This is a genomic window from Candidatus Methylomirabilis limnetica (genome assembly GCF_003044035.1).
Taxonomy (GTDB): domain Bacteria; phylum Methylomirabilota; class Methylomirabilia; order Methylomirabilales; family Methylomirabilaceae; genus Methylomirabilis; species Methylomirabilis limnetica.
Window position 1 is genome coordinate 14,744 of the sequence record NZ_NVQC01000036.1, and the last position, 14,118, is coordinate 28,861.

13 protein-coding genes, 1 tRNA gene and 1 pseudogene are annotated in these 14,118 nt (G+C 58.4%); 10 read left to right on the forward strand and 5 right to left on the reverse strand.

The genetic code is table 11. The annotated features are described in order from the left end of the window. The first annotated feature begins 206 nt into the window (after positions 1-206). The 8 genes from CLG94_RS12080 to CLG94_RS12115 all read left to right on the forward strand — a co-directional run bounded on the left by CLG94_RS12080 (position 207) and on the right by CLG94_RS12115 (position 7,352). A tRNA-Leu gene (locus CLG94_RS12080) sits at positions 207-293 on the forward strand. A 29-nt stretch (positions 294-322) separates the two neighbouring features. Continuing rightward, entirely contained in the window at positions 323-1,618 is a 1,296-nt protein-coding gene (gene tig, locus CLG94_RS12085) for a trigger factor (RefSeq protein ID WP_107563989.1), read from the forward strand. Between the two features lie 26 nt (positions 1,619-1,644). After that, positions 1,645-2,265 (forward strand): ATP-dependent Clp endopeptidase proteolytic subunit ClpP, encoded by a 621-nt coding sequence (clpP, locus tag CLG94_RS12090; RefSeq protein WP_107563881.1) that lies wholly within the window; start codon positions 1,645-1,647, stop codon positions 2,263-2,265. A gap of 203 nt (positions 2,266-2,468) precedes the next feature. Then, entirely contained in the window at positions 2,469-3,716 is a 1,248-nt protein-coding gene (gene clpX / locus CLG94_RS12095) for an ATP-dependent Clp protease ATP-binding subunit ClpX (protein WP_107563882.1), read from the forward strand. 155 nt (positions 3,717-3,871) lie between these two features. Beyond that, a complete protein-coding gene (locus CLG94_RS12100; RefSeq protein WP_107563884.1) occupies positions 3,872-4,786 on the forward strand; it encodes an outer membrane protein assembly factor BamD in 915 nt (304 codons plus the stop codon). A gap of 25 nt (positions 4,787-4,811) precedes the next feature. Beyond that, positions 4,812-5,825, forward strand: coding sequence for a 16S rRNA (adenine(1518)-N(6)/adenine(1519)-N(6))-dimethyltransferase RsmA (rsmA, locus tag CLG94_RS12105; RefSeq protein WP_239993239.1), 1,014 nt, complete (start codon positions 4,812-4,814; stop codon positions 5,823-5,825). Beyond that, positions 5,822-6,859, forward strand: coding sequence for a thiamine-phosphate kinase (gene thiL / locus CLG94_RS12110; protein WP_107563886.1), 1,038 nt, complete (start codon positions 5,822-5,824; stop codon positions 6,857-6,859). The genes rsmA and thiL overlap by 4 nt, the downstream gene beginning before the upstream one ends. Before the next feature lie 49 nt (positions 6,860-6,908). After that, positions 6,909-7,352, forward strand: a complete 444-nt coding sequence (locus CLG94_RS12115; protein WP_107563888.1) for a hypothetical protein — start codon at positions 6,909-6,911, stop codon at positions 7,350-7,352. Between the two features lie 8 nt (positions 7,353-7,360). Here the strand turns inward: CLG94_RS12115 and eno are convergent, their stop codons facing one another. Together eno and CLG94_RS12125 are read right to left on the reverse strand one after the other, a co-directional pair. After that, complete coding sequence (eno, locus tag CLG94_RS12120) at positions 7,361-8,641, reverse strand: phosphopyruvate hydratase (protein ID WP_107563890.1); 1,281 nt, start codon at positions 8,639-8,641, stop codon at positions 7,361-7,363. Then, a complete protein-coding gene (locus tag CLG94_RS12125; RefSeq protein ID WP_239993240.1) occupies positions 8,638-9,903 on the reverse strand; it encodes a Glu/Leu/Phe/Val family dehydrogenase in 1,266 nt (421 codons plus the stop codon). The genes eno and CLG94_RS12125 overlap by 4 nt, the downstream gene beginning before the upstream one ends. Positions 9,904-10,128: 225 nt before the next feature. Here CLG94_RS12125 and CLG94_RS12130 point away from each other — a divergent pair, with 225 nt between their 5' ends. Continuing rightward, on the forward strand, positions 10,129-10,443 hold the full coding sequence (locus CLG94_RS12130; protein WP_107563892.1) for a transposase: 315 nt from the start codon (positions 10,129-10,131) through the stop codon (positions 10,441-10,443). Between the two features lie 355 nt (positions 10,444-10,798). After that, positions 10,799-11,038, forward strand: a pseudogene (locus CLG94_RS14075) (DDE-type integrase/transposase/recombinase); the annotation flags it as partial. Positions 11,039-11,043: 5 nt separating this feature from the next. Here the strand turns inward: CLG94_RS14075 and CLG94_RS12140 are convergent. From CLG94_RS12140 to CLG94_RS12150, 3 genes are all read right to left on the reverse strand, one after another. Further along, entirely contained in the window at positions 11,044-11,256 is a 213-nt protein-coding gene (locus CLG94_RS12140; protein WP_239993241.1) for a glycosyltransferase, read from the reverse strand. 27 nt (positions 11,257-11,283) lie between these two features. Then, on the reverse strand, positions 11,284-12,231 hold the full coding sequence (locus CLG94_RS12145) for a GDP-L-fucose synthase family protein (protein WP_107563896.1): 948 nt from the start codon (positions 12,229-12,231) through the stop codon (positions 11,284-11,286). 496 nt (positions 12,232-12,727) lie between these two features. Further along, positions 12,728-14,086 (reverse strand): DUF1015 domain-containing protein, encoded by a 1,359-nt coding sequence (locus CLG94_RS12150; RefSeq protein ID WP_107563898.1) that lies wholly within the window; start codon positions 14,084-14,086, stop codon positions 12,728-12,730. Positions 14,087-14,118: the final 32 nt, after the last annotated feature.

The window sequence follows — 14,118 nt, forward strand, 5'->3', positions numbered from 1 at the left end:
TAGCTACCCTCTTCTCCAGACGTGATGTTGAGATCTCTCGTATCCACGCTCATGCCGGAAGAACCGAATTGTTGAGATTGACTAGTGCAAGAAATATTGCGAGAAACACTGGCGGCCAGTCGGACCACTCTCACCCGGAGGGCAGTTTTGTGGACAGAGGCTTGACCGTATGGTATAGTTTTACTGGTTCCTGCTCGGAGGCTCAAGCGAGAGTGGCGGAATGGCAGACGCGCTGGACTTAGGATCCAGTCCGCCTTTGGCGGATGGGGGTTCAAGTCCCCCCTCTCGCACCATGAAACTGGCCTGTAATTCCAAGGTGCCCATGAAAGTAGATATCGAAGAGATCAGCAGTACCAAACGCGCGCTTCGAATTGAATTGCCCCCTCAAAGCCTCCTGGAGAAGCTGGAGGTGGTATACCTGCACCTCGCTAAAAAGGCTCGCCTGCCAGGCTTCCGCCCCGGCAAGATTCCGCGGGACGTCTTGCGTTCGCGCTTCAAGGAGGAGGCGAAGCGGGAGGCCCTTCAGGAACTCGTCCCGGAAAGCTATAGTCAAGCGCTCAAGGAGGCCAATCTGAATCCTGTATGCGAGCCCAGCCTGGACGAGGTGGTCTGCGAGGAGGGGGAGCCTTTCAGCTACCGGGCTACTTTCGACGTAAAGCCTGAACTGCAGCTTTCGGGGTACACGGGGGTTGAGGTCCACAAGGAGAAGGTCGAGGCAACGGACGCGGAGGTGGATCGGGCACTGGAGTACCTTCGGGATCGAGCGGCAGAGTATGTACCGATGGATGGCTGGCCCGCCCTGCAGGAAGACCTCCTGGTGGTCGACTACGAAGGCTTTGCCGGCGGTAAACCGCTCAAGGGCGTGAGTGGCCAAAATGCCTCTATCCTTCTCGGCGCCCACCAGTTCCTCCCTGAGTTTGAGGCCCAACTCCATGGTCTCAAGAAAGGGGAGACCAAGGAGTTCTCCTTGGAATTCCCAAACGATTATGGGCGACGGGAGCTGGCTGGGAAGCGGGTACTCTTCAGAGTCACCGTCAAAGAGGTTAAGAAGAAACAGGTGCCGCCTCTGGATAATGATTTCGCCAGGTCGGCGAGTGCTTGCGAGGATGTTAGTGAGCTCAGGGAGAAGGTGAGGCAGGATCTGCTGGCGCACAAGGAGCTGGAGCATGTGGGGCGTCTGAAGAGTCAGATCCTTGAAAAGTTGCGTGCTGCCCACCCCTTCGATTCTCCGGAGTCGCTGGTTGATGCGGAGGTCGAGGCAATCCTCGCTGATCTGAGACGTGACGGCGGCGGGCATAGGGCAACCCCTATTCGGAGCGAAGACGAGGCGACGCGGACCAGGGCGAAAGATCTTGCCTTAAAACGGGTACGAAACTCCCTCTTGCTGGAGGCGGTGGCGAAGCAGGAAGCGCTTGCCGTGTCGGAGGAGGAATTGCAGAGCGAGATCGAATTGACCGCCGCCGCCTTGAACCAGAAGCCGGAGGCCTTCCGCAAGTTGCTAGAGCGGGAGGGGCGAATTGAGACCATTCGAATGCAAGTGCTGGAGCGCAAGGCGCTTGATCTTCTGTACGAGCGGGCCAAAGTGGTAGAAGGGGTCAATCTTGTGACCCTCGCCTGAGCGTCACGCAAAGGGAGTATCACGCAATGCAACTGATTCCAATGGTAGTGGAACAGACCAGCCGGGGTGAGCGAGCCTACGATATTTTCTCTCGTCTCTTGAAGGACCGGATCCTGTTCATCGGTACCCCGATAGATGACGCTGATGCAAATCTGGTGATCGCCCAGCTCCTCTTTCTGGAAGCCGAAGACCCTGACAAAGACATCCATATCTATATCAACTCACCAGGCGGGTCGGTGACTGCCTCACTCGCTATCTATGACACCATGCAGTATATCAAGCCTGCCATCGAGACAATCTGCATGGGCCAAGCGGCCAGTGGCGCCGCGCTCCTTTTGACGGCCGGCGCCAAGGGGAAGCGCTATGCCCTCCCCCACGCGCGGATCATGATCCACCAGCCCCATGGGGGAGCCCAGGGGCAGGCATCCGACATCCAGATCCAGGCGAAAGAGATCCTTCGGATGCGACAGGAACTGGATCGGATCATCGCCAGTCACACCGGCCAGCCGCTGGAGCGGATTGAGAAAGACAGCGACCGTGACTTTTTCATGTCACCTGAGGAGGCCAAGGAATACGGCCTGATTGACGAGGTGATCCACTCGCGCGAGGGCCTTCCATTAACGCTACAGCCCCAGCACCATGGATGATCCAGATGTTGAACCAACTTGTCCAGAGTTGCGCCTCACAAATGCCTTTACAGTCCGTTCGTGGTGAGCCCTTCGACTGGGCTCAGGACAGGCTTGTCGAACCCATGAACGGAACCCATTGAAGTACTTCACCCTTCGACAAGCTCAGGGCGAACGGATTGTGTAAAGAAGCGTTGGATACGCTACGCTATGGGGAGGGGTAGATGGCCAAAGCGGTGAAAGGCGGGGGAAAGCTCACCTGCTCCTTTTGCGGAAAAAGTCAGGACGACGTGCGAAAGCTGATCGCCGGTCCCACAGTCTACATCTGCGATGAGTGCATCGAGCTCTGCAACGACATCATCGCTGAGGAATGGGAAGAGGAAAAGGGCAAGGGTTGCAGCGAGCTCCCCAAGCCGGCCGAGATTAAGGCGGTCCTGGACCAGTATGTCATTGGCCAGGACCGGGCCAAGAAGAGCCTGGCGGTCGCCGTCCACAACCACTATAAGCGTATCAACGCTCGGATGACCTTTGACGACGTCGAACTGACCAAGTCAAATATTCTCCTCATTGGTCCAACCGGATGCGGCAAGACCCTGCTGGCGCAAACCCTTGCTAAGATCCTGGACGTGCCGTTCACCATCGCCGATGCCACCACCCTCACTGAAGCAGGATATGTCGGGGAGGACGTAGAGAACATTATCCTTCGACTCTTGCAGGTGGCAGACTACGATGTAGAGCGGGCAGAGCGCGGAATCATCTACATCGACGAGATCGACAAGATCGCGCGCAAGTCCGAAAATCCTTCCATCACGCGGGACGTCTCCGGGGAGGGCGTCCAGCAAGCCCTCCTGAAGATCCTTGAGGGAACCGTAGCCAATGTCCCTCCGCAAGGCGGGCGCAAGCATCCCCAACAGGAGTACCTGCAGGTTGACACCACTAACATCCTGTTTATCTGCGGCGGGGCATTCGTTGGGCTAGAGAAGATTATTGAACGTCGGACTGGTCAGAAGTCGATGGGATTCGGCGCCAAGATCCAGGAAAAGCGAGGAAGGCGGATCAGTGAGTTACTGTCCAATTCCCAACCGGAAGACCTGCTTCGGTATGGCCTCATTCCCGAGTTAGTGGGACGACTGCCGGTAGTTGCGGTCGTACACGAGCTTGACGAGAAGGCGCTGGTGCGGATCCTCGTAGAGCCAAAGAACGCCCTCTTGCGACAGTATCAGAGGTTCTTCGATTTCGAACACGTGAAATTGACCCTTACCGACGAGGCGATCAGCGCTGTGGCTCAGGAGGCGGCCAGACGGCAGACCGGTGCCCGTGGCCTCCGGGCGATCCTTGAAGAGATCATGCTCGACATCATGTATGAGGTCCCCTCACAGTCGGGAATTGCGGAGTGTATCGTCAACCGTGAGACCGTGGTCGAGCGGAAACCGCCCATCATCCTCTATAAGAAAAAGGCCGAATCAGCCTGATCGCCAAACCCATTGCGGATTGACGACGCCTCTTTCTGCCTTTGTTTTGCCGTTTGGTAATCCGACATCTGCAATTCGATCGCTGCTCGACAGTCTTTTGTTCGCTTCATGTCGCGAGAAGCGAGTTTTTCTCCAACTGCTCGGAGATGCTCGATATGAGGTCCTATTTGCGGCGCCAGCTACTCGTGGCAGGTTGCCTTATTCTCCTACTATCGGTCTCGGGGTGCGCTGCTCTCGACCTCTTTTCACCGAAGCAGGCCGAGACACCAGCCGGATCGGATCGGGAGTTGATGAGCCAGGCCGAGGCGGCCATCGCCCTGAAGGAGTATGCTGATGGGCGCAAACACCTACAACGCCTGATCAACCAATTTCCTGAAAGCGAATTGGTTCCTACGGCTCGTCTGAGCGTTGGTCGTGCCTACTTCGATGAGAATAGGTACGATGAGGCACGCGCCGAGTACCAACGGTTCATTGAACTGTTCCCACAACATGAGCAGCTTGATGAAGCCCAGTATTACACGGCACTTTCTTACTTCCGCCAGATAGAGAAGGTAGACCGTGATCAGACGATGACCAGAAAGGCGGTGAGAGAGTTTCGGACCCTGATCAGCGAATTCCGTAGCTCCCAGTTCGCACCAGACGCGCAGGCCATGTTGGCAGAGAGCCAGCGGCGACTGGCCCATAGGGAGCTATTCGTCGGCAAGTTTTACTTTCACCGCGCGGCATATGGCGCCGCCATCTCGCGGTTCGAGTCTGTCCTGAAGGAGTACCCGGGATCCGAGTACAACGACCAGGCACTTTACTATCTTGGAGAGTCGCTCTGGGAACTCGAGCAGAAGGAGCTGGCCAAGGCTGCTTTTCAGCGCCTCATCGCGGATTTTCCGGGTTCTGACGTGACTCCGCTGGCCGCGAAACGGATCGGCATGACCTTCGTCCAGGATCCGGGTAACCGTAAGCCCCGCACGAGCTTCCTGAACACCGCGCTCGCCGCGATGTCCGATGCTATGTCAGAATTGAAGGACGCTATCTTGGACAGTTCGATCTGGGCGCCCGCGTTACCACAGCAATGACGACGCGTTCGTAGGGGAGAGCTTTATGCCCTCCCGTTTTTCAGGCGGAAATAAACCCCGCCCCTACCTTACTAGCGGGACTAGCCACTCAAATCGGCCGCCATCTCTTGGGCACGAGACCCGTGCGCTACTTCGCCAATATCATCTGCTGCCGAAACGAGGCCTCGGGCAAAGTTTTCTCATCGCCCCTACGGTCCGCGATCTGATCCTTCGCGCGGCAGAGGTGGAACCGCACGACCTCGTGGTAGAGATCGGTCCCGGTACGGGTGTTCTGACCGAGGGTCTCGCTGAACGGGCGGGCTGGCTGATGGCTATTGAGCGGGATCCTGGGCTCCATCGTCTGCTGGTGGATCGCCTCAAAGATCATCCCAGGGTTTCATTGATCTGCGATGACGCCCTCAGCTTCGATTTCGTGAGTGTTCTCGATGAAATGTTCCCAGGACATAAACCGGCCAAGCTGGTTTCAAACCTTCCCTATTCGGTGGCCACTCCTCTGATCCTTCAGTTGATCCCGTTGCGGCAGCACTTTTCCTTCCTCCTGGTTATGGTGCAACGAGAAGTGGCGCAGCGGCTCCTGGCGGCCCCCAACGAAGAGGGGTATAGTGCCTTGACACTCCGTTGTCACTACGAGGCAGACGTCTCAGTGGTGGCGCAGGTCTCAAGGACAGCCTTCTATCCGAAGCCTGCCGTTGATTCTACCATCGTTCGTCTCGATCTACTCCATGGACCCAGGGTGTCAGTGCAATCCCCTGATCTGCTGTTTCGCATTGTGCGAGCTGCTTTCGGACAGCGCAGGAAGATGCTCCGCAATGCGTTACTCCATGCCGACATCATGGCGGAGCCCACAGCCCTAGAGCGGACCCTGGTGGATGCGGACATCGATCCGAAGCGCCGCGGCGAGACCCTGAGCCTCGATGAATTCGCCAAGCTAGCCGATCGCCTGCATGCGATGGGAATGTTCCTGCCCACCCCCCCTCACTCCCCCCTCTCCCCCACTGTGGGAGAGGATCAAGGTGAGGGGACTGACGACGACAGATGAGAATTTCGGCTATCGGGGAGTTTGCCCTGATCGAACGGATCAGAAGGATTCTGCCCAAGCCGCACGATGCCCTTCTTGGAATCGGTGACGACTGCGCCGCGTTGCGGCCCACAGCAGGCAGAGATCTTCTACTCACGACTGATCTGCTCGTTGATGAGGTCGATTTTACGCGACAGACCATCACGCCTTTTCGTCTCGGACGTAAGGCGATGGGAGTCAATCTGAGTGACATTGCCGCCATGGGGGGTCTGCCGCGCGCCGCGCTTGTCACTCTGGCAATCCCTCCCGAAGAAGAGATCGAGTTTGTCGATGAACTCTATCGTGGCCTCCGGGAGGAAGGTGCGCAATTCGCAGTCGAGGTCATCGGCGGCGATCTTTCCGCCTCTGCAACACTCATGATTGGCGTGACCCTGGTAGGAGAAGTTGAGGTGGGTAAAGCTGTCACACGTTCCGGGGCGAAACCGGGGGAACGGATTTGGGTTACGGGCCGATTGGGTGCGGCGGCGGCAGGTCTCATAGCGCTTAAGGCCGGTTTCCGTCTCCTGGACGATCATGTCGAGACCCCATATGAAGTCTCCGGCTCGCTCCAGGAGGATATCAGACAGGCCATCGAACGACATCTCTGCCCTATCCCAAGGATCCGGGAGGGAAGGGCCCTTGCGCAGGCTGGAGTCGCGTCAGCAATGATTGATCTGAGTGATGGGCTGGCTTCTGACCTGACACATCTCTGCCGCGAAAGCGGGGTCTCGGCGACGATCAGAGAGGATCAGATCCCGATCGATCAGGCGGCATCAGCCGTCGCGCAGCGCTTCGCTCAAGAACCACTTGCCCTGGCACTGCAGGGTGGAGAAGACTTCGAGCTGCTCTTTACCTCTTCGTGGGATCCTGCCGATATTGTCGCCATGTTCCCTGATGCGGTAACTGTGACAGCGATTGGGAAGGTCTGGGAAGCAGGTCACGGATGCCGCCTCGAACGGCAAGATGGCAGAGCGGTTGCGCTTGCCGGTGGTTACGATCATTTCTGGCAACAATAGCTGTTAGCTATAAGCTATTAGCTGTCAGCTTTGGCAAGGAGGGAAGAATATGCGAGCACTGAGAGAGATATTTCACGGCCTGTTGTCGCTGGGGTCGTTTATCGGCGCCGCCCTCAGGGGGGTCATCACGATCATGGCCTTTACCGAAGGCGGCCGAATGCGGCAGTTTTGCCTTTCAAGGCGGATCGTCGTCATCTCCTGCATTATGCTGACGGTCCTGACCGTTGGTTCAACCGTGACGCTGCTCAACCTGGTTCGGGGCCAGTACTACCTGACCCGTATGCAATATTTGGAGCGAGAAAATCTCGCGATGACCTCGCTCCTGCAAGGGCAGGCCGAGCAACTGAGCAAACTCAAGCTGGAAATGGACAAGCTAAAGGAGTTCGAAGAGAGCGTGCGGCAGGTTGCCGGTCTCGGCGTCGCGTCCGATCTCCAGGCAAGCGACCCCGAACCCGCTAGCGGACGCAGACACTCAAAGAACCGTCGACCGTGACCAACACCCTACTGCGCCTTGGCAAACGGGGCCGCCAGGACCGCATCCGGCCCTAACGCTTCCTCGATTCGGAGCAGTTGATTATACTTGCAGGTCCGTTCGGCCCTGCTGAGCGAGCCGGTCTTGATCTGGCCGGCACCCGTGGCTACCGCCAAGTCGGCTATTGTCGTGTCCTCTGTCTCACCCGACCGATGCGAGATCACGGTCCGGTACCCGACAGAGCGCGCCAACTCCATTGCCTGAAGTGTTTCAGTCAGCGTCCCGACCTGGTTAAGCTTAATGAGAATGGCGTTGGCAACGCCCTCATCGATCCCGCGGGCCAGCCGGCGGCTACTCGTGACGAAGAGGTCATCGCCCACCAGTTGCGTCTTCTTCCCGATCTCGGCGGTAAGTTCCTTCCATCCCCTCCAGTCATCCTCGGCCAAGCCATCCTCGATCGAGACAATCGGGTACTGGCGGATCCAGTCGCCGTAAAAGCGAATCATCCCTTCAGCGTCCCGGGCCGAGCCGTCAGATTTCTTGAAGACGTACTTGCCCTCATCGAAGAACTCACTCGCCGCCGGGTCGAGCGCCAGCGCGATGTCGCTGCCTGGCCGATAACCGGCTTTTGCGATCGCCTCCAGGATCAACTCGATCGCTTCAACATTTGAGCGTAGGCGTGGCGCAAAACCGCCTTCATCGCCAACCGTGGTGCTGTAGCCTCTCCCAGTCAGAACACTACCCAGCGCGCGAAAGGTCTCCGCCCCGAACCGGACAGCCTCAGCAAAGGTTGGTGCCCCAACAGGTACGATCATGAACTCCTGAAAATCGACGTTGGTGTCGGCGTGCGCCCCGCCATTGATGATGTTCATAAGGGGAACCGGAAGGGTCGTAGCCGATGGGCCACCCAGATACCGGTAAAACGGAAGACCCCGTGCGACTGCGGCGGCCTTCGCGACGGCAAGCGAGACGCCCAATACCGCGTTGGCGCCCAGTCTGGCCTTATTCTCGGTCCCGTCAAGTGTGATGAGCATCTGATCGATCGCTGCCTGCTCATCAGCCTGTTTGCCTAGGAGGACTGGGGCAATGAGGTCGTGGATATGGCGGATCGCCTTTTGTACCCCTTTCCCCGCATAGCGGGACGGATCCCCGTCCCTCAGCTCCAGCGCCTCGTGGCGGCCGGTTGAAGCACCGGACGGAACGGATGCCCGCCCGATGGAGCCGTCCTCCAACACAGCGTCCACCTCGACGGTCGGATAGCCACGGGAATCCAGGATCTCCCTGGCGATGAGCCTCGCGATCTGCGTCATGGATACAACCCCCTAAGTCGCTTGCCGTCAGCCACCCTTTTGACGGCCAGCATCAGCGCGGCGGTCCGAAGATCAACCTGCTCTTTGCGAGACAGCGCCACGACCCGCTGGTACGCGGAGATCATCACCTCGGACAGCCGTTCGTTGATCTGATGCTCGTGCCAGAAATACTGCTGCAAATCTTGCACCCATTCAAAGTACGAGACCGCCACGCCGCCTGCGTTGGCGAGGATATCGGGGATGACGGTCGTCCCCTTCGCCGCCAGTATCTGATCGGCCTCTGGCGTCGTCGGCCCGTTCGCCCCTTCGGCCACGATCCTGGCCCGTATCCGATCGGCGTTCTTGCGCGTAATTTGGCCTTCGGTCGCAGCAGGAATCAGGATATCGCACTCGAGCTCAAGGATCTCCTCGTTGGAAATCCGATCGCCATCACGGTGCTGGGTGACGGAGCCTCCCTCAGCGTCCTCAGCCAACACCTGAGCAATATTGAGCCCGTTTGCATTATAGATCCCGCCCTTGCTATCGCTCACCGCAATCACGCGGCAGTCTTCTTCATAGAACAGCTTGGCAGCCACAGCACCGACGTTACCAAATCCCTGGACCACCACCCTCGCCCCCTTCATTGGCACGTCATGGTCCCGGGCCGCCGCCTTCACAACATAGTAGACACCACGGCCAGTGGCCTCGGCGCGGCCCAGCGACCCCCCCAGCAACAGCGGCTTGCCAGTGACCACGCCCGGCGTCGTGATACCCCGGTGCATACTGTAGGTATCCATCATCCAGGCCATGGTCTGCTCGTTGGTATAGAGATCGGGGGCCGGGATATCCTGGTCCGGGCCGATAACGAGAAGAATCTCAGAGGTATAGCGGCGCGTCATCCGTTCAAGTTCACCCTGCGACATCCGAGTGGCATCGCAGCAAATCCCCCCTTTCGCGCCTCCATACGGAAGGCCGATCAGCGCACACTTCCAGCTCATCAGCATCGCCAGGGCCGTCACTTCACCCAGGTTCACGCCCGGATGGTAGCGGATCCCGCCCTTTGTCGGGCCCAAGGTCAGGTCATGCTGCACCCGGAAGCCAGTAAAGACTTCGAGCCGCCCATCGTCCATCAGGGTCGGGACCGACACGATGAGGGAACGCTGGGGCTGCCGTAGCCGCTTGTGAATGCCCGGATCAAGCGCGAGTCGCTCTGCCACCGCGTCCAACTGGGCGAGCGCAACCTCCAGCATGCTATAATGAGCTTCTTGCGCCTTTCCCGTCATCCTGATGTCCCCTGCTCTCGCTTGGTTACTAGCGCCCGTCGCTACACGCCGAGCGCAACGACGCTACGCACTGCCACCACTCCACCAACAACAACGCCTCAAAACAGCCTGAATGCTATCACGTTCAAGGCCTCCATGACTAGATGAAACGCAGGCGGTCACTTGAGGTAGGATGGAATCAATGGAAACCAGGGTCGTGTAAAATATAACGACGGAGGTGTCAAGATGAAGGGGATTCCACAGGGAAGGTACACGAAGGAGTTTCGAGAAGAAGCGGTAAAACTGGGCACTGAAGGGAACATGACGATACCGGCAGCAACCCGGAGGGTGTCATTGCCGCCGTCAACGTTGGGGAACCGGCTGCGAACGAGTAAATCGGGAAAGCTATCTGAGATAGGCAAGAGCCAGAAGCCGCTGACCGGGATCGAGATGGAGTTGGCCAGGACAAAGCAGGAACTGGTTGAAGTAAAGATGGAGCGGGACATCTTAAAAAAATCCGCCGCGTACTTTGCGAAAGAGTCGCTGCCCGGTACGCGGTGATGCAAGAGATGCGACGACAATATCCTGTATCGCTGATGAGCCGGGTATTGGAGGTATCGGCAAGTGGATATTACGCTTGGCTTGAGCGGTCCCCCTCTGATCGGACGCAGAAGAATGCGCGTCTGGAGGTTGAGATCAAGGCCGCACCTACGCGTACACGCCAGACATGCGGTCCTGAACCCTTACAGCACGATTTGGCGGAACACGGGGCGTCCATGCCGACGTTTGCCGAATCAAACGCCTCCGCAAAAAGCTTGGGATGCGCTGTAAACAGACGAAGAAATTCACAGTGACTACCGATTCACGGCATACCCTCCCGGTAACCGAGAATGTGCTGGATCAGCAATTTAAGTCAGCACCACCCAATAGCGTGCGGGTGAGCGATATGACCTATACGCCGACCGATGAAGGATGGCTCTCTCTTGCGGGTCACAAGGATCTTTCCAACGGTGAAATCGTGGGCTATGCGATGGGAGAGCGTATGACGAAGAACTTGGTCAGCCAATCGTTGTGCCGAGCTGTCACCTCAAAGCGACCGGTAAGGGGGTTGATTCACCACTCTGATAGGGGAAGCCAGTATTGTTCGTATGAGTACCTCCATCAGGGCCCGACCTCCACGTGAGCCGGTCCCCCCCCATAGCTCCGCAGTATGTCCAGGGTCTCGTCCGTGGAGCCCCCGTCCATGACGAGGTATTCCAATCTGGGATAGTCCTGCGAGAGAACGCTCTCGATGGTATCCCGGATGAACCGTCCCTGGTTGAGAGAAGGGGTGATGATCGAGACCAGCGGGAGCGGGTTTACGCCATTAGACATGGCCCGTCCACGAAAGCTGCTTCGGCTCTAGCGATGAGCCTGCTGATACCATTCGATCGTCCTGCGCAGCCCCTCCTCTAGAGGCATCCTGGCCTTGAACCCGAGCTCTCGTTCGGCCCTGGAAGTGTCCAGGCACCGACGCGGCTGCCCGTCAGGCTTCGTCGCGTCCCAGGTGATGGTCCCGGTAAAGCCGGTCAGTCGCGCGATGAGGTGGACCAGGTCGTGGATCGAGACCTCGAAGCCGGCCCCCAGGTTTACCGGATCGGGCTTGTCGTACAGCTCGGTGGCCAGGACGATTCCTTCGGCGGCATCCTCGACATAGAGGAACTCTCGCGTAGCCTTACCTGTCCCCCAGACGATGATCTCTCGCTGACCGGCGGTGATGGCGTCACAGCACTTCTTGATGAGGGCCGGGATGACGTGCGACGAGGCGGGGTCGAAGTTGTCGCGTGGACCGTACAGATTGACCGGCAGCAGATAGATGGCATTGAAACCGTACTGATTTCGGTAGGCCTGGGACTGTACTAGCAGCATCTTTTTGGCCAGCCCATACGGCGCATTGGTTTCTTCGGGATAGCCGTTCCAGAGGTGCTCTTCCTGAAAAGGAATTGGGGCGAACTTCGGATAGGCGCAGATCGTTCCGATCGCTACGAACTTGTCGACGCCGGATAGGCGGGCGTGCTCCATGACAAAGGTGCCCATGAGTAGGTTCTCGTAGAAGAACCTGCCGGGATTTTGCTGATTGGCGCCGATACCTCCGACCACGGCGGCCAGGTGAATGACCACGCGAGGTTGCGTGTCGCGGTAGAGCCGAATAACCTCAGACTCGCGAGTTAAGTCATACTCGGCCTTTCGAGGGATGAACAGCCTCGTGAAGCCGTGTTCCCTCAAGGCCTTGACCACTGCAGAGCCAAGGAATCCGGCCCCACCGGTAAGGAGGATGGGATAATCGTTTTCCAGGGATCCTGGGATCATAGGGCTCCATGTTCCGGCTTCGCAGGTGCTGATATCGGCATTGAATGGCACACGTTCGCGCAGTAGAAGTCAGGTTAGCATAAAGTTACGCGCTCGATCTAATGAAGTCAAGGAATTTGGCTCATGGCACGAAAGCATGGCTACGCTTCGGTCCTCCACCCCCCCATCCTCACCTTCCCCCTCATGGGGGGAAGGGACACCTTTTGTGGATTCCTCTCCTCCCCTTATGGATTTCCTCCCCCCTTGAGGGGGAGGATGAAGGTGGGGGGTAATCCCAGAACCGAACTACTCGATACCCGACGCTCTCAAGCCAAGCGGTCCGAATGCTGCCGATAGAAAGGGATCTCCCCGCACTGTCCTGCCAAGAGCCAGGAGCTTGAGGGGTGGCTATCATTTCGTAGTGCGCTTGGAGCCAAAGCAGGCGGTCCTCAACCTTGGCGAGGGATGGGGCGGTGGGAATTGGCTGAGTGCCGGCGGCTGGACGCTTCTCAGCAGCCTATACCTCGACCACCTCGTCGGGCATGAGGGGATGGATCGCCAGGCCGGTAAGGAGCTTGGGGTAGAAGAAGGTTGACTTTGGCGGCATCCGTAAGCCGGCCTCGGCCACCGCCTGGACCTCGGCGATTTTCGTTGGATTGAGCAAAATGGCCGCTGCCCACCCCCCTTGCTGGACCAGTCGGATGGCCTCTGCGGCATCATGGTGATAACTCAGCGCATCCTCCGGAAGATCGCACAGCCCTTGCCGGGACCACGGCCCCTCGATCAGAAGCGCATGAACGATGGTGACATCCAGTTGCCTGTAGACGGGTGGCTTGTCCTCATCCGCCTTAGCCTCCAGGGCCTGTTCATCGGCGAGCGTCAGGAGGTATGCACGCTCCTCTCCACCGTACAGGCCGAAACAGTGCGTCCCCTCTTTGGTCTGTCGCAGCCGGCTGAGCAGGGCCGAGGCGGCGGCCGCAGGGTCGCGGGGGACAGGCAGCCTCTCGACGGTGAATTGCCGGGCAAGCTGGGCCAGATATCCATCCAGGCTACCGCCCGGCAGGTGTCTGAGCAGCCGATGAATCGGAAGGATGACCAGGCCGGGGTCCTCGGCGCTGACCAGCGTCATCATGATGTAGTTGTAAGGCCGTCTCTGCGTCTGGGCGGGGTCACCCTTCTCTTTCTCCCGCATGAGATCTCGGAAGGTCAGCGCAGTCTCATACCGATGATGACCATCCGCGATGAAGAGCGGCGTTGACGCACACTCCGCCTGAAGTCTCTTGATCGCTGCACGATCCTGACAGGTCCAGACCCGATGGTGGATGCCGTCCCAATCGATGAGGTCAATGGTCGGCTTGGACTCCTCGGCGGCAGCCGTCAGCCGATCCAGTTCAAGAAAGCGACCGGGATAGATGCCGAAGACAGAACTCAAGTTCGCGTGACAGGCCTGTATCAGACGAAGTCGGTCGGCCTTGGCTGCCCCCATTGTTCGCTCATGAGGGAAGACCGTACGACTACCGAACTCCTCCAGACGAACCAGCCCGATCAGACCGTATCGCGTGAGCGTCCCGGCGCCAGGGAGCTGAAAGGTCTGCTGGTAGAGGTACACGGCGGGCGCAGGGTCACGAACCAGCACCTGTTCGGTTTGCCATCGGCGGAAGTAATCTCCCGCGCGACTGTATTGATTCCGTACCGCGTCGTCTCCCTCCAGCGCCTCGCCGAGGATCAGGCGAATCACATTCTGCTCATGGCGGGCGTGGAAGGTTCGCTGCCCCTCCGGTGAAATAACGTCATAGGGCGGAGCCATGACCAGGCTCAGCTCTTTTACGAGGTCCGGATTGTACCGTAATCCTCTGAAAGGTGCGATTATAGCCATAGTGCCCTTTCGGCTGAATGTACTGAAGATTC